This is a genomic window from Klebsiella sp. KTE92, from assembly GCF_000398905.1.
GTDB lineage: Bacteria > Pseudomonadota > Gammaproteobacteria > Enterobacterales > Enterobacteriaceae > Klebsiella > Klebsiella variicola.
The window spans coordinates 409,492-427,457 of record NZ_KB976100.1 but is presented as its reverse complement, the minus strand read 5'-3'; the positions used below and the strand labels follow the sequence as shown (position 1 = coordinate 427,457).

The following is a 17,966-nucleotide window of genomic DNA, read 5'->3' as shown; positions in this document are numbered from 1 at the left end:
GGAGGATCCCGTAGGCCGGATAAGCGTAGCGCCATCCGGCACGAGACGGGTACGGTGCCGGAGGTTCCTGCCCGGCGGCGCTGCGCTTGCCGGGTCGGGGAGTGGGATTCCGCGGAGCGTTTCGCTAAAAAACACCTGCCGCCCTCAAACAAGAAGGCCGGTTAGCATCGCTAACCGGCCTTTTGTATCCGCTTCTGCACGGCGCGTCAGTCGTGGCGCGGGTACTCCGGCGTGTTGATCCAGGCGTGGTCATCTTCCCAAGTGAACAACCATTTCCGATCCGGCCCGGCCATCACGTTCAGATAGTAGCTGTCGTAACCGGCAATCGCCGCCACCGGGTGGTAACCGCGCGGCACAATCACCACATCGTGGTTGTAGGGCGCCATACAGGCGTCCAGGCTACGGTCGTCGGTGTAGACCCGCTGGAAGGCAAAGCCCTGCGGCGGATCGAAGCGGTGGTAGTAGGTCTCTTCCAGCTGCGTCTCTTTGCCCGGTAGGGCGGTATCATGCTTATGCGACGGCCACGAACTGGTGGCACCCTCGTCGGTGTACACCTCCACCACCAGCAGGCAGTCCGCCTCGGCGCTGTCCGGCAGAATATTATGCACCCGGCGCTGGTTGCGCCCTTTCCCTCGGTGCTCTACGCCGACATCTTCCGGCCGAATGAGGCGTGCCGGGAAGCGGCCTTTGCCCGGCGCGCTGCATACCGCCAGCTCCAGATCGGAATCGGCGGTTACCTCGACTTTATCCTGTGGCGGCACGTAGACCGACCACGGCGGGGTGCGTTCAAACGGCGACATCCGTTTACCGAGATTCGGGAAATCGGCATGCTGCGTTTTCACCGACGCCAGCCCGGCGACCAGCACCAGGCACAGCTCGCGATCGCCGCTCTCCAGCGTCACGGTCTGCCCTTTTTTCAACATCCAGACATCAAAGCCGATATAGCGCCAACCGGCGCTTTGCGGCGTAATATGCTGGATCTGTCCCTCTTTTCGCGATTTAGCCAGTAACGACATGGCGCTCTCCTTCGCCGATTAACCTAATGTCGGCATGCTGAATTCAGATACGGTCTGCTGCCCTGCCGGCCAGCGTACGGTGGCGGTCTTCATGCGCGTGTAGAAGCGCACGCCGTCCGGCCCGTGGACGTTCAACGCGCCAAACACCGAGCGCTTCCAGCCGCCGAAGCTGTGGAACGCCATCGGCACCGGGACCGGCACGTTCACCCCAACCATCCCCGCCTGCACGTCGTGGACAAATTCACGCGCGGTGTGGCCGTTGCTGGTGAAAACGGCGCTGCCGTTGCCAAACTCGTGGCTGTTGACCAGCTCCAGGGCGCTGTCATAGTCCGCCGCGCGCACAATTCCCAGCACCGGGCCAAAGATCTCTTCGCGCCAGATGGTCATCTCCGGGGTGACGTGATCGAACAGGGTGCCGCCGACATAATAGCCCGCGTCGTAACCCGGCACGCGCAGTTTGCGGCCATCGACCACCAGTTTTGCCCCTTCGCTTTCGCCTCTATCAATATAGCCGAGCACTTTTTTCTGGTGGGTATCAGACACCACCGGTCCCATCTCGTTCTCTTCCTGGCCGCGCATGCAGCCCGGGCCTACTTTCAGCGCTTCCACCAGCGGCTTCAGGCGGGCGATCAGTTTGTCGGCGGTTTCATCTCCCACCGCCACCACCACCGGCAGCGCCATGCAGCGCTCGCCTGCGGAGCCAAAAGCGCCGCCCATAATGGCGTTAACGGTGGCGTCGAGATCGGCATCCGGCATCACAATCGCGTGGTTCTTGGCGGCGCCGAAGGCCTGTACGCGCTTGCCGTGGGCGCTGGCGGTCTTGTAGATATACTCCGCCACGCCGGAGGAGCCGACGAAGCTCACCGCCGCAATACGCGGGTCAGTGTACAGCTGCTCAGCATCTTCATTGCTGCAGTGCACGACGTTAAACACGCCGTCCGGCAGACCGGCCTCTTTCAGCAGCTCTGCCAGACGCACGGCGGCCGTCGGCGCCAGCGCCGGCGGCTTGAGGACGAAACTGTTGCCGCAGGCCAGCGCCAGCGGGAACATCCACATCGGCACCATCGCCGGGAAGTTGAACGGGGTGATCCCGGCCACTACGCCCAGGGGCTGCATCAGCGAATAGCTGTCGACGCCGGTGCCGACGTCAGAGGAGTATTCGCCTTTAATCAGGTGCGGGATCCCGCAGGCGAATTCGACCACTTCCATGCCGCGGGTCAGCTCGCCCAGCGCATCCGACCACACTTTGCCGTGCTCGCTGACGATGATCCCCGCCAGCTCTTCCACGTGCTGCTCCAGCAACATTTTGAAGTTGAACAGCACGCGGGCGCGGCGCAGCGGCGTGGTACGGGACCAGCTGTCAAACGCATCGCGAGCAACCTGAATCGCCTCGGAGACTTCCTGCGCGGTTGACACCGTGACTTCGCGCACCGCTTTGCCCGTCGCCGGGTCGTACACCGGCATCGTTTCGTTGCTGCTGCTAATAACGGTTTTCCCGCCAATAAAGTTTCCTGTGATCGTCATGTTCTCGCCTCATAGTGAAGGGGGCCAGCGCACACCGGCCCGTCGCTGATTCTGCTGTGCTATAACCGTAGTAAAATGAAATTTATATTTCAACATTGTCGTGAAATGAAATTTCATTTTGGTGATAACAGTCGCATTTTGCGCTGACGGATTGCCTGTGCGTTGCCCGCATCGCGCCTCGTTGTCTCTCGACGCCAGGCTTCCCGCCGCTGTCGCCTCCGTAGTCGGGGCCAGTGATATTTTGCGAGACAGCTCAAACATTCATCATTTCCATTCTTGCTAATTTTGGAATAAACGTTTTGACTGTTAGCCAATTGAACGAACCTACCCCCTCTTCCGTCAGGAGTGTCCTATGGCCATCGCAATGCAACGTTTTTGTATTAACCGCAAAATCGCGCCAGCGCTCAGCATTGAAGCGTTTTTCCGTCTGGTGAACCGTCTGGGCCTGAATAAGGTCGAGCTGCGCAACGATTTACCCAGCGGAAAAGTGACCGACGATCTGAGCCATCAGCAGGTGCGCGAGCTGGCGGCGCGCTACCACATCGAGATCCTGACGATTAACGCGGTCTACCCCTTTAACCGTCGTAGCGAAGAGGTGCGGCAGCTGACCGAATCGCTGCTGAAAGAGGCCCAGGCCATCGGCGCCAAATCGCTGGTGCTCTGTCCGCTCAACGACGGCAGCGAAGTGCCGGCCAGCGAAACCCTGAGCGCCCTGCGCGACCTGGCGCCACTGTTCGCCTTCTACGGCATCCACGGCCTGGTGGAGCCGCTGGGCTTCCCGCAAAGCTCGCTGCGTTCGGCACTCCAGGCGCAAACGCTGATCCACGACGCCCGCGTGCCGTTTAAGCTGCTGATCGACACCTTCCATCACCATCTCTACCCGCAGGCGGCGGACGAGTTCAGCCAGGTGGAGGTGGCGGACATCGGTCTGGTGCACCTCTCCGGGGTGGACGATACCCGTCCGAGCGAGCAGCTCACCGATGCCGAGCGCATCATGCTGACCCCGCAGGATCGTCTCGGCACCTGCGAGCAGGTTAAAGCGCTGGAAGCCCGCGGCTATCAAGGGGTATACGCTTTTGAACCCTTCGCACCTGAGCTGGCGCAGTGGAGCGAAGCGGATATCGAGCGCGAAATTGAGCAGAGCATCGCGCTTATCCAGCGCCACTGCGCCTGAAGCCTGCTCTGGACAGCGTGCGCGGCGCGTGACGATTTTCCCAACGCCGGACGACGAGGTTGCCTATAATCGTCGCAGGATAAATGGAGGAATCGATCATGAGCTCACCCTTGTTGATTGCGCGCACGCTGGATAACGCGCTGTATTTGCTGCCCGCGATGGCCAACCGCCATGGGCTGATCACCGGTGCAACCGGCACCGGTAAAACCGTCACCCTGCAAAAGCTGGCTGAGTCGTTCTCGGAGATTGGCGTCCCGGTATTTATGGCGGACGTCAAGGGCGACCTGACCGGCATTGCCGCCGCGGGGCAGAGCTCAGAGAAACTGCAGGCGCGGCTGGAGAAGATCGGCGTCAGCGACTGGGAGCCGCACGCCAACCCGGTGGTGCTCTGGGATATCTTTGGCGAGAAGGGTCACCCGGTTCGGGCGACGGTCTCCGATCTTGGCCCCCTGCTGCTGGCGCGCCTGCTCAATCTCAACGAGGTGCAGAGCGGCGTGCTGAACATTATTTTTCGCATCGCGGACGACCGCGGCCTGCTGCTGCTCGACTTCAAAGATCTCCGCGCCATCACCCAGTTTATCGGCGACAACGCCAAAGCGTTCCAGAATCAGTACGGCAATATCAGCAGCGCCTCGATCGGCGCCATCCAGCGCGGGCTGTTAACCCTGGAGCAGCAGGGCGCCGAGCACTTCTTCGGCGAGCCGATGCTGGATATTGCCGACTGGATGCGCGTCGATGCCAGTGGTAAAGGGGTGATCAATATCCTCAGCGCCGAAAAACTCTACCAGATGCCGAAGCTCTATGCCGCCAGCCTGCTGTGGATGCTCTCCGAACTCTACGAGCGCCTGCCGGAAGCTGGCGACCTCGAAAAACCGAAGCTGGTGTTCTTCTTCGATGAGGCGCATCTGCTGTTCAACGACGCGCCGCAGGTACTGCTGGATAAAATCGAACAGGTGATCCGCCTCATCCGCTCCAAGGGCGTCGGCGTCTACTTTGTCTCGCAGAACCCGGCGGATATTCCCGACGCCGTGCTCGGCCAGCTGGGCAACCGCGTGCAGCATGCCCTGCGCGCCTTTACGCCGAAGGACCAGAAGGCGGTGAAAACCGCCGCCCAGACCATGCGCGCCAATCCGGCCTTCAGTACCGAGCAGGCGATCCAGGAGCTGGGCACCGGCGAGGCGCTGATCTCCTTCCTCGATGAGAAAGGCAGTCCGTCGGTGGTCGAGCGGGCGATGGTTATCGCCCCCTGCTCGCGAATGGGTCCGGTCAGCGATGACGAGCGCAATGGCCTGCTGAATCACTCGCCGCTGTACGGCAAGTATGAGGAGGAGGTGGACCGCGAGTCGGCCTTTGAGATGCTGCAGCAAGGGGTGCAGGTCGCCACCGGGCAGCAGTCGGCTCCGCCGGCGAAGGGCCAGCAGAGCGGCGATGACGATGGGCTACTCGGCGGCCTGAAAGATATTCTGTTCGGCAGCACCGGCCCGCGCGGCGGCAAACGCGACGGTATCGTGCAGACCGCGGCGAAAAGCGCGGTTCGCCAGGTCACCAATCAGATCGTCCGCGGCATGCTGGGCAGCCTGCTGGGCGGACGCAAGCGCTAAAAAAAAGCCCCCTCATCGTTGAGGGGGCTTATACGTTCCGGGCTTCACCCGCTAGGCCTTGCGCATCATCAGCCAGAGGCTTATCAGGAAGAAGCTGGCGCTCGGCAACAGCGCGCCGATGATCGGCGGGATGCCGTAGACCAGGGTCAGCGGGCCGAAAATCTGATCCAGTACGTAGAAGATAAAGCCGAAGCTAATCCCCGTCACCACCCGCACGCCCATCGGCACGCTACGCAGCGGACCAAAGATAAACGACAGCGCCATCAGCATCATCACCGCCACCGACAGCGGCTGGAAGATTTTGCTCCACATATTGAGCTGGTAGCGTCCCGGATCCTGGCCGCTGGACTTCAGGTATTTCACATAGTTGTGCAGACCGCTGATCGACAGCGCATCCGGATCCAGGGCAACCACGCCGAGCTTATCCGGCGTGAGGTTGGTTTTCCAGGTGCCGCTCACCATCTGCGACCCGGTCACCTGCTTTGGATCGGTCAGGTTGGATTCATCCACCTGCGACAGGCGCCACACTTTATTTTCACTATCGAACTTTGCCGAGGCGGCATAGCGTACCGACTCTAAACGACGCTCCGGGTTGAAGGCATAGATGCTGACGCCCCCCAGCTCATCGTTGCCTTTCACGCGTTCGATATAGACAAAGTTGTGGCCATCTTTCGCCCACAGCCCTTGCTGAGTCGACAGCAGCGAACCGCCGTACATCTGCTGGGCGCGGTAGTTGCGCGCCATTTGCTCGCCCTGGGGCGCCACCCACTCGCCGATCGCCATGGTCAGCAGCACCAGCGGGATCGCAGTTTTCATTACCGCCAGCGCCACCTGCAGCCGGGTGAAACCGGATGCCTGCATCACCACCAGCTCGCTGCGTTGGGCCAGCATCCCCAGCCCCAGCAACGCGCCAAGCAGCGCCGCCATCGGGAAGAAGATCTGGATGTCCTTCGGCACGCTGAGGATGGTGTAGAGACCAGCGCCCAGCGCATCGTAACTACCCTGCCCGGACTTTTTCAGCTGATCGACAAACTTGATAATGCCGGAGAGCGACACCAGCATGAACAGGGTCATCATGATGGTGTTGAAAATCGTCTTACCGATATAACGGTCAAGTACGCCAAACGCCTGCATCAGGCCGCTCCTTTATTAAAACGGGCGCGGAAGCGGCGCATCGGCACCGTGTCCCACAGGTTTAACAGCACCGCCAGCGCAAAATAGAGCAGGTTAATCGCCCACATCCAGATAGCCGGGTCCATTTTGCCTTTGCCGCCGTTCGACTTAATCGACGTTTGCAGCAGGAAGAACACCAGGTAAAGCAGCATCGCCGGCAGCATCGACAGCACGCGCCCCTGACGCGGGTTCACCACGCTGAGCGGCACCACCATCAGCGCCATAATGAAGACGGTCGCCACCAGCGTGAAGCGCCAGTGCAGTTCGGCACGGGCGCGGTCGGTATGGGTCTGCCACAGAGTGCGCATATCCATCTGTTCGGTGTCGTCCGGATCGGAGGTCACTGCCTGGTGGCCGATAATGGCCTGATAGTTATTGAAGTCGGTAATGCGGAAATCGCGCAGCATCGCGGTGCCTTCAAAGCGGGTGCCCTTGTTGAGGGTCACGACCTGCGAGCCGTCTTTCTGCTGCGACAGCTCGCCGGAATCCGCCACCACCACCGAGGGGCGCGCATTGCCTTTCGGACGCAGCTGGGCAAGGAAGACGTCATGGAAGCGGTTGCCGTTGACGCTCTCGATAAACATCACCGCGTTACCATCGCTGGCCTGCTGGAACTGGCCCTGGGCCAGCGCCGCCATGCCGGGGTTGGCTTTGGCTTCGGCCAGCACTTCGTCCTGATGGCGCGACGACCACGGCCCCGCCCACATGACGTTGACCGCCGCCACCGCGCCGGTGAACAGCGCGAGGATCATCGCCGCCTTGATCAGCACGGCTTTGCTCAGACCGCAAGCGTGCATCACCGTAATTTCACTTTCGGTGTAGAGTTTGCCCAGGGTCATTAGCAGGCCAAGGAACAAACTTAACGGCAGGATAAGCTGCGCCATCTCCGGGATGCCGAGCCCCAACAGCGAGAGCACCAGATTGGTTGGGATATCGCCATCCACCGCGGCGCCGAGGATCCTGACTAATTTCTGACAAAAGAAAATCAGTAACAGGATGAATAGGATCGCCAACTGGCTTTTCAGCGTCTCACGAACCAGATATCTTATGATTATCACTATAAATACGCCCGTAAAAACCCGTTTTATTGCAGGAAAATTGCTTGTTTCATGGCTTAAACGTCATTTATTCTCTTTGGTCGTTGAAAACATCGCTAAGATTAAATGACTCATCGGTTCTGCATGTCAGGATCTTTTCTGACGAACCCAGGCCTTAATAACGTTAAGATTAACACGAAGTCACCGCAACAGCGGACATGAGTTACGAAAGCTTGCAATTATATACTCAATGGATTTCGAGTTGTAAGAAGGCAGCAGGGCTGTGACCCCTGGCGCGCGCGTTAGGCCCGCATCAGGTAAGCAGGCGCAGCCGGCGCATCTGCAACTTGAAAGGCGACGAGTATAGCCGTAGCCACCACTGTTGTCTTTAAGATTCAGGAGCATAGTGCATGGAGTTCAGTGTAAAAAGCGGTAGCCCGGAGAAGCAACGGAGCGCCTGTATCGTGGTCGGCGTCTTTGAACCACGTCGCCTCTCCCCCATCGCCGAACAACTCGATAAAATCAGCGACGGCTACATCAGCGCCCTGCTGCGTCGCGGCGAGCTGGAAGGCAAACCTGGCCAGACGTTATTGCTGCACCATGTGCCAAACATTCTGTCTGAGCGCATTCTGCTGATTGGCTGCGGCAAAGAGCGCGAGCTGGATGAACGTCAGTATAAGCAGGTCATCCAGAAAACCATCAATACCCTGAATGATACCGGTTCAATGGAAGCCGTCTGCTTCCTGACCGAGCTGCACGTCAAGGGCCGCAACAACTACTGGAAAGTTCGCCAGGCCGTTGAAACCGCCAAAGAGACGCTGTACAGCTTCGATCAGTTGAAGACCAACAAAAGCGAGCCGCGTCGCCCGCTGCGTAAAATGGTCTTTAACGTGCCGACCCGTCGCGAGCTGACCAGTGGCGAACGCGCCATTCAGCATGGCCTGGCGATCGCCGCCGGCATCAAAGCGGCGAAAGATCTTGGCAACATGCCGCCGAACATCTGTAACGCCGCCTATCTGGCTTCCCAGGCGCGTCAGCTGGCCGATACCTACAGCAAGAACGTCATTACCCGCGTGATCGGCGAACAGCAGATGCGCGAGCTGGGGATGAACTCCTATCTCGCCGTCGGCAACGGCTCGCAGAACGAGTCGCTGATGTCGGTCATCGAGTATAAAGGCAACCCGTCTGAGGACGCGCGCCCTATCGTGCTGGTCGGTAAAGGCCTGACCTTCGACTCCGGCGGCATCTCCATCAAGCCTGCCGAAGGCATGGACGAGATGAAGTACGACATGTGCGGCGCCGCGGCGGTGTACGGCGTGATGCGGATGGTTGCCGAGCTGCAGCTGCCGCTGAACGTCATCGGCGTGCTGGCGGGCTGCGAAAACATGCCTGGCGGTCGCGCCTATCGTCCGGGTGACGTCCTGACCACCATGTCCGGTCAGACGGTGGAAGTCCTGAACACCGACGCCGAAGGCCGCCTGGTGCTGTGCGACGTCCTGACCTACGTTGAGCGTTTCGAACCGGAAGCGGTTATCGACGTCGCGACGCTGACCGGCGCCTGCGTGATTGCCCTCGGCCATCACATCACCGGCCTGATGTCGAACCATAACCCGCTGGCTCATGAGCTGATCGGCGCCTCCGAACTGGCGGGCGACCGCGCCTGGCGTCTGCCGCTGGCCGACGAGTTCCAGGATCAGCTGGAGTCCAACTTTGCCGATATGGCGAACATCGGCGGCCGTCCTGGCGGCGCAATTACCGCCGGCTGCTTCCTGTCGCGCTTTACCCGTAAGTACAACTGGGCGCACCTCGACATCGCCGGTACCGCCTGGCGTTCCGGTAAGGCCAAAGGCGCCACCGGTCGTCCGGTCGCCCTGCTGTCGCAGTTCCTGCTCAATCGTGCGGGTTTTAACGGCGAAGAGTGATTGCCGTCTGATGCCCGGTGGCGCTACGCTTACCGGGCCTACGGAAAGATGCCGTTTGTAGGCCGGGTAAGCGTAGCGCCACCCGGCTTTGCATTTAAATCCACGACAAGAAGCCCCATATATGAAGAATGCAACGTTCTACCTTCTGGACAACGAAAACACCGTCGAAGGCCTGAGCGCCGTCGAGCAGCTGGTGTGTGACATTGCCGCAGAACGTTGGCGCAACGGCAAGCGCGTCCTGATCGCCTGTGAAGATGAGCAGCAGGCGATTCGTCTCGACGAGGCGCTGTGGTCGCGGCCGCCGGAGAGCTTTGTGCCGCATAATCTGGCGGGCGAAGGCCCGAGAGGCGGCGCGCCGGTGGAGATTGCCTGGCCGCAGAAACGCAACAGCAGCCCGCGGGACATTCTGATCAGTCTGCGGCTTAACTTTGCAGATTTTGCCACCGCTTTCACAGAAGTGATAGACTTTGTCCCTTACGAAGAAAATCTGAAACAACTGGCGCGCGAACGCTATAAAGCGTACCGCATGGCTGGTTTCAACCTGAACACGGCAACCTGGAAATAATGGAAAAGACATACAACCCACAAGATATCGAACAGCCGCTTTACGAGCACTGGGAAAAGCAGGGCTATTTCAAACCGAATGGTGATGAAAGCCAGGAGAGCTTCTGCATCATGATCCCGCCGCCGAACGTCACCGGCAGTTTGCATATGGGTCATGCCTTCCAGCAAACCATCATGGATACCATGATTCGCTACCAGCGCATGCAGGGCAAAAACACCCTGTGGCAGGCCGGTACCGACCACGCGGGTATCGCCACCCAGATGGTGGTTGAGCGTAAGATTGCCGCGGAAGAAGGGAAAACCCGTCACGACTACGGCCGCGATGCCTTCATCGACAAAATCTGGCAGTGGAAAGCGGAATCCGGCGGCACCATTACCCGCCAGATGCGCCGCCTCGGCAACTCCGTGGACTGGGAGCGCGAGCGCTTCACCATGGACGAGGGGCTTTCCAATGCCGTGAAAGAAGTCTTTGTTCGCCTGTACAAAGAAGATCTGATCTACCGCGGTAAACGCCTGGTTAACTGGGACCCGAAACTGCGCACCGCCATTTCCGACCTCGAAGTGGAAAACCGCGAATCGAAAGGTTCCATGTGGCACATCCGCTACCCGCTGGCCGATGGCGCGAAAACCGCTGACGGTAAAGATTACCTGGTGGTCGCCACCACCCGTCCGGAAACCCTGCTTGGCGATACCGGCGTGGCCGTTAACCCGGAAGATCCGCGTTACAAAGATTTGATTGGCAAATTCGTGGTGCTGCCGCTGGTTAACCGTCGCATCCCGATCGTGGGCGACGAACACGCCGATATGGAAAAAGGCACCGGCTGCGTGAAGATCACCCCGGCGCACGACTTTAACGACTACGAAGTGGGTCGTCGTCATCAGCTGCCGATGATCAACATCCTGACCTTTGACGGCGACATCCGCGAAAGCGCGGAAGTCTACGACACCAAAGGCAATGAATCCGACGTCTACTCCAGCGAGATCCCGGCGGAGTTCCAGAAACTGGAACGCTTCGCGGCGCGTAAAGCCGTCGTTGCGGCGGTTGACGCCCTCGGCCTGCTGGAAGAGATCAAACCGCACGACCTGACCGTCCCTTACGGCGATCGCGGCGGCGTGGTTATCGAACCGATGCTCACCGACCAGTGGTACGTGCGTGCGGACGTGCTGGCCAAGCCGGCGGTGGAAGCCGTTGAGAATGGCGACATTCAGTTCGTGCCGAAGCAGTACGAAAACATGTACTTCTCCTGGATGCGCGATATTCAGGACTGGTGTATCTCCCGTCAGCTGTGGTGGGGTCACCGCATCCCGGCATGGTATGACAACGACGGCAACGTCTACGTGGGCCGTAGCGAAGACGAAGTGCGTCAGGAAAACAAACTCGGTACGGACGTTGCCCTGCGTCAGGATGAAGACGTTCTCGATACCTGGTTCTCCTCCGCGCTGTGGACCTTCTCCACCCTCGGCTGGCCGGAAAACACCGACGCCTTGCGTCAGTTCCACCCGACCAGCGTGATGGTGTCCGGCTTCGACATCATCTTCTTCTGGATCGCCCGCATGATCATGATGACCATGCACTTCATCAAAGATGAAAACGGCAAGCCGCAGGTACCGTTTAAGACCGTCTACATGACCGGTCTGATCCGCGATGACGAAGGCCAGAAGATGTCCAAATCCAAGGGTAACGTTATCGACCCGCTGGATATGGTTGACGGCATTACCCTGCCGGAGCTGCTGGAGAAACGTACCGGCAACATGATGCAGCCGCAGCTGGCGGAGAAAATCCGTAAGCGCACCGAGAAACAGTTCCCGAACGGCATTGAGCCGCACGGCACCGACGCCCTGCGTTTCACCCTGGCAGCGCTGGCCTCTACCGGCCGCGACATCAACTGGGATATGAAGCGTCTGGAAGGTTACCGTAACTTCTGTAACAAGCTGTGGAACGCCAGCCGCTTCGTACTGATGAATACCGAAGATCAGGATTGTGGCTTCAACGGCGGCGAAATGGTGCTCTCCCTGGCCGACCGCTGGATCCTCGCGGAATTCAACCACACCGTGAAAGCGTATCGCGAAGCGCTGGATAACTTCCGCTTCGATATCGCCGCCGGCATCCTGTACGAGTTCACCTGGAACCAGTTCTGCGACTGGTACCTGGAACTGACCAAGCCGGTGATGAACGGTGGCAGCGAAGCGGAGCTGCGCGGGACTCGCCATACGCTGGTGACCGTGCTGGAAGGTCTGCTGCGCCTGGCGCATCCGATCATTCCGTTCATCACCGAGACCATCTGGCAGCGCGTGAAAGCGATCTGCGGTATCACCGCCGACACCATCATGCTGCAGCCGTTCCCGCAGTACGATGCTTCTCAGGTCGATGAAGCGGCGCTGGCCGATACCGAATGGCTGAAACAGGCGATCGTCGCCGTGCGTAACATCCGTGCGGAAATGAACATCGCCCCGGGTAAACCGCTGGAACTGCTGCTGCGCGGCTGCAGCAAAGAGGCCGAGCGTCGTGTGAACGACAACCGCAGCTTCCTGCTGAACCTGGCGCGTCTGGAAAGCATTACCGTGCTGCCTGCCGATGATAAAGGTCCGGTCTCCGTGACCAAGATTATCGACGGCGCCGAGCTGCTGATCCCGATGGCGGGCCTCATCAATAAAGAAGATGAGCTGGCGCGTCTGGCGAAAGAAGTGGCCAAAATCGAAGGTGAAATTGGCCGCATCGAAAGCAAGCTGTCCAACGAAGGTTTTGTCGCCCGCGCGCCAGAAGCGGTGATCGCTAAAGAGCGCGAGAAGCTGGAAGGCTACGCGGAAGCGAAAGCGAAGCTGATTGAGCAGCAGGCGGTGATCGCCGCGCTGTGATCCTCCCGCCCCTTGCCACCCGGCAAGGGGCGTTTTTTTATGAAACATCCTCGCTTGCGCTTTCCCCTGTCGCGATGTTATTAACATCATCATTCGTCTTTTTTGGGTAATGAGTCATTGTATGAATACGAGCGTCCCCGCGGCGACGTTGCTGCGTCGCATTACGGCGGCAGACAATGCCGCCATCGCCAGGGTCATCCGCCAGGTCTCGGCTGAATATGGCCTGACCGCCGATAAAGGCTATACGGTCGCCGACCCGAATCTCGATGAACTGTATGAGCTGTACAGCCAGCCAGGCTCTGCCTATTGGGTGGTGGAGAAAGAGGGCGAAGTGGTTGGCGGCGGTGGCGTCGCGCCGCTCGCCTGCAGCGAGCCGGATATCTGCGAGTTACAGAAAATGTATTTTATGACCAGCGCGCGCGGTCAGGGGCTGGCGAAGAAGCTGGCGCTGCTGGCGCTGGACTACGCCCGCGAGCAGGGCTTTAAACGCTGCTATCTGGAAACTACCGCCTTCCTGACGGAGGCGATCGGCTTATATGAACATCTCGGCTTTGAGCACATTGACGGGCCGCTGGGTTGCACCGGCCACGTTGACTGTGAAGTGCGGATGCTGAAAACGCTGTAGCGCCTCGATATCGCAGGCGTCCCCGGTAGCGCTACGCTTACCGTGGCTACAGTTTGGTAGCCCGGCTAAGCGTAGCGCAAGCCGGGGTATGTCCCGGATGGAACCCCTTGCACCTTACCCGTGCTCGCGGTGCCGTTTTTTTGTTGGGTGGCGGCTAACGCCTTACCCGACCTACGGCCCATACCATTGCGAGCTGAAGCTCTCAACGCTATCTCTCTCCCCAGGGCTACTGAAACTGCCGGTGTTAGTGGCTACCGGGGCTACAGGGCCCGAATACCGAGGGTTACGCCGCTACCGGCACACCACTGTGAAAGCGGAACTCGGCCTCCGGCCTGAGGATCAGCGCCGCTTCCGCCTCGCCGAGCTGGCGCACCCGCTCGCTAATATCGTCTCCGGCAATCTTCTGCGCCAGATCCAGATAGTCCTGATAGTGACGCGCCTCGGAGCGCAGCAGCGACAGATAAAACTTCTGCAGATCGTCATCCAGCCACGGCGCCAGCGCCGCAAAGCGTTCGCAGGAGCGGGCCTCGATATAGGCGCCGCAGATCAACTTATCGATCAGCATCACCGGCTCGTGCGAACGCACCTCCCGCCGCATGCCGCGGGCATAGTTGCTGGCGGTGATTTTGACGTAGGGAATATCACGCGCCAGCATCATCTCCCGCACCTGCCAGAAGTGATGTAGCTCCTCTTTAATCAGCAAAATCATGCTGTCCAGCAACTGGCGGCCCCACGGGTCGTCGGTCTGCGGCATGGCGCTTTTGTTGATCCGCTTATGCAGGGCGACGAAATCCGGCTCCGGTCCCCAGCGGTAGGTGAAGTCTTCATACGGCTTCAGGCAGGCCAGCAGCTCGTCGGCGTCGGCTTTATCCGCGACGTAGCGACGCACCAGCAGCATGGCGTTCTGCGCCGCTTTCAGTTCGCACACCATATGGTCGGTCAGCAGCAGCGGCAGGTTTTCCGGCTTGCGGGCTTCATCAATCCACGCCTGCGGTGTCGGGCAGTGCAGGAAGTTGATAATCGGGGAGAGTATCTGCGGGTAATCCATGGAAGTTCCTTGCTATACGGCGGCAGGCGCCGCCGTATCCATCTGCAACTTAGTGGCGAACACCATCGTCGTCTTCATCGACAAAATCTTCGTCATCGTCGCCGTCTTCTTCACCGTTCGGGTCCTCATAATAGGTACCCCAACCGTCATACTCGACGTCATATTTTTCTGCCAGCGTCATCAGCTGTTCCACCTGGGCATCGATCAGGTCTGCGTTCAGCGCGCATTCGCTGAGAATATCGCAGCAGATGACCATGTCACCCTCTTCCACTTCCAGTTCTTCGGGCTCGGTCACTTCATAGCCCAGCTTGAACGCTTCCACCGCCACTTTCTCCAGCGTTTCGAAATCGTCTGCAGAGAGGTGATGCTCAATCGTGTACAGTGCGTCCGGATCGCTGCCATCCTCCAGCAGCTCTTCGATAATCAGACGCGTCTCTTCACGCTGTTCTTCCAGGTGTTCCGGGTTTGCCATGGCTCGTTCCTCATAATGTGCGGCAGTTGTCCCTATTGTCACATACCGCCGTCATTGCCTCCACTTCTCAGTGAAAGATTTCGATCACAGACTTGCAAATGAATATTCATACATATAAATTGAATTTTAATTCAATTAGTGGCCTATGCCAGGTGAGGGAACCATGTCTGCGTTTTACCAGAAGCATTTTTTAAAGTTACTCGATTTTACGCCTGCAGAAATCACCGCCCTGCTCGAGCTGGCGGCAAAGCTCAAAGCCGATAAGAAAAACGGTATCGAAGTCCAGAAACTGGCAGGGAAAAACATCGCGCTCATCTTCGAAAAAGACTCAACCCGTACACGATGCTCTTTCGAAGTTGCCGCATACGATCAGGGCGCCCGCGTGACCTATCTGGGGCCAAGCGGCAGCCAGATTGGCCATAAAGAGTCGATCAAAGACACCGCCCGCGTGCTCGGGCGGATGTACGATGGCATTCAGTATCGCGGCCACGGCCAGGAGGTGGTGGAGACCCTGGCGCAATACGCCGGCGTGCCGGTGTGGAACGGCCTCACCAACGAGTTCCACCCCACCCAGTTGCTGGCGGACCTGCTGACCATGAAAGAGCACCTGCCGGGCAAAGCCTTTAACCAGATGACGCTGGTCTACGCCGGCGACGCGCGCAACAACATGGGCAATTCGATGCTGGAAGCCGCAGCGCTGACCGGTCTGGATCTGCGCCTGGTAGCGCCATCGGCCTGCTGGCCGGAGTCTCAGCTGGTGGAGACCTGTACCGCGCTGGCCAAACAGCAGGGCGGCAACATCACCCTGACGGAAGATATCGCCGCGGGGGTGAAAGGCGCCGATTTTATCTATACCGACGTCTGGGTATCGATGGGCGAGGCGAAGGAAAAATGGGCCGAACGTATCGCCCTGCTCCGCGACTATCAGGTTAACAGCGCGATGCTGGCGCTGACCGGCAATCCGCAGGTCAAGTTCCTCCACTGCCTGCCGGCATTCCATGACGACCAGACCACGCTGGGCAAACAGATGGCCGCCGATTACGGCCTGCACGGCGGCATGGAAGTGACTGACGAAGTGTTTGAGTCGGCGGCGAGCGTGGTTTTCGATCAGGCGGAAAACCGGATGCACACCATCAAAGCGGTGATGGTGGCGACGCTGGGCAAGTAGCCCCTCGCTGGCGGTCAAATCCCGGATAGCACGGCGCTTATCCGGGATATGGCTCGCCATTTTACGCCATCAGCATCTTCACTACCGCTTTGCGCACCTTCGCCGGGGCGCCTACGGCGCACAGCGGTTTATGCACTTCGCCGGGATAAAACACCACAAAATCCCCTTCGTTGAGGATCACCGTTTTCTCCTGCTGGCCTTCGGCCAGAAAAGCGATGTCTTTCTCCGCCAGCCAGTCGGTCTGCGGCTCTCCAGCCGGCAAGGTACTGAAGGTCATCCCCTCGATGCCGCGGAGCACAATCTGAATATCGAGATAGCGGGCATGGTATTCCGCGCGGCGCGCGGCCTGCGGCTCGGTGGTGTCTTCGGAAATCAGATAAAACAGGTTATTGCCGTCGATATCGTGTTTACCCAGCGGCGTCGCCTCGCTGACATGGGCGATGACGTGCTCAATGGCCTCGCGCAGCGCGGCAGGCAGCCATGGCTGCAGATGGTGGATATTGCCAATAATCATCACTTACCTCGAATATAAAACAGCATTTCATTTTATGACTTTATACCCCCATCGCCACTGCCATACCAGTACAGTTTCACCGTTCTTTGCGCTGGCGCACTTTTCTGCAGGCAAACGATTACCTGTTTGTGAATGAATCGCTTGATCGTCATAACGGTCTGCGTATAATGCCAGTCGTTTTGCCGGGAGGAAGCATGGCCAATTGCGTACGACATTCTGTCTTAGCGCGTCTGAACGCAGACGCTGGCCTGGCGTTTTTCTTTCCGTTGCTCATTGGATTCCCGAAGCCCCTTATTTAAGGGGCTTTTTTTTTGCCCAGGCGTCAGGAGATAAGCATGGCTAACCCGCTATATCAAAAACATATCATTTCCATAAACGATCTCAGCCGCGAAGACCTCGAACTGGTGCTGGCGACGGCGGCAAAGCTGAAAGCCAATCCGCAACCCGAGCTGCTGAAGCATAAGGTTATCGCCAGCTGTTTCTTTGAAGCCTCCACCCGTACCCGTCTCTCTTTTGAAACCTCGATGCACCGCCTGGGCGCCAGCGTGGTCGGCTTTTCTGACAGCGCCAATACCTCGCTGGGCAAAAAAGGGGAAACCCTGGCGGATACCATCTCCGTCATCAGCACCTACGTTGACGCCATCGTGATGCGTCATCCGCAGGAGGGCGCCGCGCGCCTGGCGACCGAATTCTCCGGCGGCGTGCCGGTACTGAACGCTGGCGACGGCGCTAACCAGCACCCGACCCAAACCCTGCTCGACCTGTTCACCATCCAGGAGACCCAGGGCCGCCTCGAAAACCTCAACGTGGCGATGGTCGGCGATCTGAAGTATGGCCGTACCGTCCACTCCCTGACCCAGGCGCTGGCCAAATTCAGCGGCAACCGCTTCTACTTTATCGCCCCGGACGCGCTGGCCATGCCGCAGTACATCCTCGATATGCTGGATGAAAAAGGTATCGCCTGGAGCCTGCATAGCGCCATCGACGACGTGATGGCGGAAGTGGATATTCTGTACATGACCCGCGTGCAGAAAGAGCGTCTGGATCCGTCGGAATACGCCAACGTGAAAGCGCAGTTCGTCCTGCGCGCCGCCGACCTCGAAGGGGCGCGCGCCAACATGAAGGTGCTGCACCCGCTGCCGCGCATTGACGAAATCACCACCGATGTCGATAAAACACCGCACGCCTGGTACTTCCAGCAGGCCGGTAACGGCATCTTCGCCCGCCAGGCGTTACTGGCACTGGTACTGAATAGCGAGCTGGCACTGTAAG

Annotated in this window: 18 protein-coding genes; 11 read left to right on the top strand and 7 right to left on the bottom strand. The window is 59.2% G+C overall.

Translation table 11 applies throughout. The features are described 5' to 3' along the window. Positions 1 to 206: 206 nt before the first annotated feature. Together iolB and A1WC_RS22885 are read right to left on the bottom strand one after the other, a co-directional pair. Complete coding sequence (iolB, locus tag A1WC_RS22880; protein ID WP_016160174.1) at positions 207 to 1,016, bottom strand: 5-deoxy-glucuronate isomerase; 810 nt, start codon at positions 1,014 to 1,016, stop codon at positions 207 to 209. Between the two features lie 18 nt (positions 1,017 to 1,034). Then, positions 1,035 to 2,540 carry a CoA-acylating methylmalonate-semialdehyde dehydrogenase gene (locus A1WC_RS22885; protein WP_016160173.1) on the bottom strand — a complete coding sequence of 502 codons (1,506 nt, stop codon included), beginning with the start codon at positions 2,538 to 2,540 and terminating at the stop codon, positions 1,035 to 1,037. Between the two features lie 352 nt (positions 2,541 to 2,892). Here A1WC_RS22885 and A1WC_RS22890 point away from each other — a divergent pair, with 352 nt between their 5' ends. Beyond that, complete coding sequence (locus A1WC_RS22890) at positions 2,893 to 3,714, top strand: TIM barrel protein (RefSeq protein ID WP_008807118.1); 822 nt, start codon at positions 2,893 to 2,895, stop codon at positions 3,712 to 3,714. A 98-nt stretch (positions 3,715 to 3,812) separates the two neighbouring features. Beyond that, positions 3,813 to 5,315 (top strand): helicase HerA-like C-terminal domain-containing protein, encoded by a 1,503-nt coding sequence (locus A1WC_RS22895; RefSeq protein WP_008807119.1) that lies wholly within the window; start codon positions 3,813 to 3,815, stop codon positions 5,313 to 5,315. Between the two features lie 51 nt (positions 5,316 to 5,366). Here the strand turns inward: A1WC_RS22895 and lptG are convergent, their stop codons facing one another. Both lptG and lptF read right to left on the bottom strand, forming a co-directional pair. Continuing rightward, a complete protein-coding gene (gene lptG, locus A1WC_RS22900; protein WP_008807120.1) occupies positions 5,367 to 6,449 on the bottom strand; it encodes an LPS export ABC transporter permease LptG in 1,083 nt (360 codons plus the stop codon). Continuing rightward, positions 6,449 to 7,546 (bottom strand): LPS export ABC transporter permease LptF, encoded by a 1,098-nt coding sequence (gene lptF / locus A1WC_RS22905; RefSeq protein WP_012969078.1) that lies wholly within the window; start codon positions 7,544 to 7,546, stop codon positions 6,449 to 6,451. The genes lptG and lptF overlap by 1 nt, the downstream gene beginning before the upstream one ends. Positions 7,547 to 7,935: 389 nt before the next feature. Between lptF and pepA the strand changes: the two genes are divergently transcribed. From pepA to A1WC_RS22925, 4 genes are all read left to right on the top strand, one after another. Beyond that, positions 7,936 to 9,447: a leucyl aminopeptidase gene (gene pepA / locus A1WC_RS22910; protein ID WP_008807121.1), complete on the top strand. Its 1,512-nt coding sequence runs from the start codon at positions 7,936 to 7,938 to the stop codon at positions 9,445 to 9,447. Positions 9,448 to 9,568: 121 nt separating this feature from the next. Further along, positions 9,569 to 10,012, top strand: a complete 444-nt coding sequence (gene holC / locus A1WC_RS22915) for a DNA polymerase III subunit chi (protein WP_008807122.1) — start codon at positions 9,569 to 9,571, stop codon at positions 10,010 to 10,012. After that, positions 10,012 to 12,867 carry a valine--tRNA ligase gene (locus A1WC_RS22920; RefSeq protein ID WP_016160172.1) on the top strand — a complete coding sequence of 952 codons (2,856 nt, stop codon included), beginning with the start codon at positions 10,012 to 10,014 and terminating at the stop codon, positions 12,865 to 12,867. Before holC ends, A1WC_RS22920 begins: the two co-directional genes overlap by 1 nt. Positions 12,868 to 12,988: 121 nt before the next feature. Next, complete coding sequence (locus tag A1WC_RS22925) at positions 12,989 to 13,492, top strand: GNAT family N-acetyltransferase (protein ID WP_008807124.1); 504 nt, start codon at positions 12,989 to 12,991, stop codon at positions 13,490 to 13,492. Positions 13,493 to 13,775: 283 nt separating this feature from the next. Here the strand turns inward: A1WC_RS22925 and miaE are convergent, their stop codons facing one another. Together miaE and rraB are read right to left on the bottom strand one after the other, a co-directional pair. Then, entirely contained in the window at positions 13,776 to 14,540 is a 765-nt protein-coding gene (gene miaE, locus A1WC_RS22930) for a tRNA isopentenyl-2-thiomethyl-A-37 hydroxylase MiaE (protein WP_008807125.1), read from the bottom strand. Between the two features lie 49 nt (positions 14,541 to 14,589). Next, positions 14,590 to 15,012, bottom strand: a complete 423-nt coding sequence (gene rraB, locus A1WC_RS22935; RefSeq protein WP_008807126.1) for a ribonuclease E inhibitor RraB — start codon at positions 15,010 to 15,012, stop codon at positions 14,590 to 14,592. Positions 15,013 to 15,110: 98 nt separating this feature from the next. On the opposite strand from rraB, the gene argL reads away from it, so the two are divergent. Together argL and argF are read left to right on the top strand one after the other, a co-directional pair. Next, positions 15,111 to 15,206, top strand: coding sequence for a putative translational regulatory protein ArgL (gene argL, locus A1WC_RS28495; RefSeq protein WP_370736902.1), 96 nt, complete (start codon positions 15,111 to 15,113; stop codon positions 15,204 to 15,206). After that, on the top strand, positions 15,176 to 16,180 hold the full coding sequence (argF, locus tag A1WC_RS22940) for an ornithine carbamoyltransferase (RefSeq protein ID WP_016160171.1): 1,005 nt from the start codon (positions 15,176 to 15,178) through the stop codon (positions 16,178 to 16,180). The genes argL and argF overlap by 31 nt, the downstream gene beginning before the upstream one ends. 61 nt (positions 16,181 to 16,241) lie before the next feature. Here the strand turns inward: argF and A1WC_RS22945 are convergent, their stop codons facing one another. After that, complete coding sequence (locus tag A1WC_RS22945; protein ID WP_008807128.1) at positions 16,242 to 16,694, bottom strand: YhcH/YjgK/YiaL family protein; 453 nt, start codon at positions 16,692 to 16,694, stop codon at positions 16,242 to 16,244. A 194-nt stretch (positions 16,695 to 16,888) separates the two neighbouring features. Between A1WC_RS22945 and A1WC_RS25620 the strand changes: the two genes are divergently transcribed. The 3 genes from A1WC_RS25620 to pyrB are packed head-to-tail and all read left to right on the top strand — an operon-like array spanning position 16,889 to position 17,965. Continuing rightward, complete coding sequence (locus A1WC_RS25620; RefSeq protein ID WP_012969080.1) at positions 16,889 to 16,993, top strand: pyrBI operon leader peptide; 105 nt, start codon at positions 16,889 to 16,891, stop codon at positions 16,991 to 16,993. Then, complete coding sequence (locus A1WC_RS28490) at positions 16,968 to 17,027, top strand: pyrBI operon leader peptide (RefSeq protein ID WP_227650304.1); 60 nt, start codon at positions 16,968 to 16,970, stop codon at positions 17,025 to 17,027. Before A1WC_RS25620 ends, A1WC_RS28490 begins: the two co-directional genes overlap by 26 nt. Positions 17,028 to 17,029: 2 nt before the next feature. Beyond that, on the top strand, positions 17,030 to 17,965 hold the full coding sequence (gene pyrB, locus A1WC_RS22950) for an aspartate carbamoyltransferase (RefSeq protein ID WP_004206522.1): 936 nt from the start codon (positions 17,030 to 17,032) through the stop codon (positions 17,963 to 17,965). Position 17,966 lies beyond the last annotated feature (1 nt).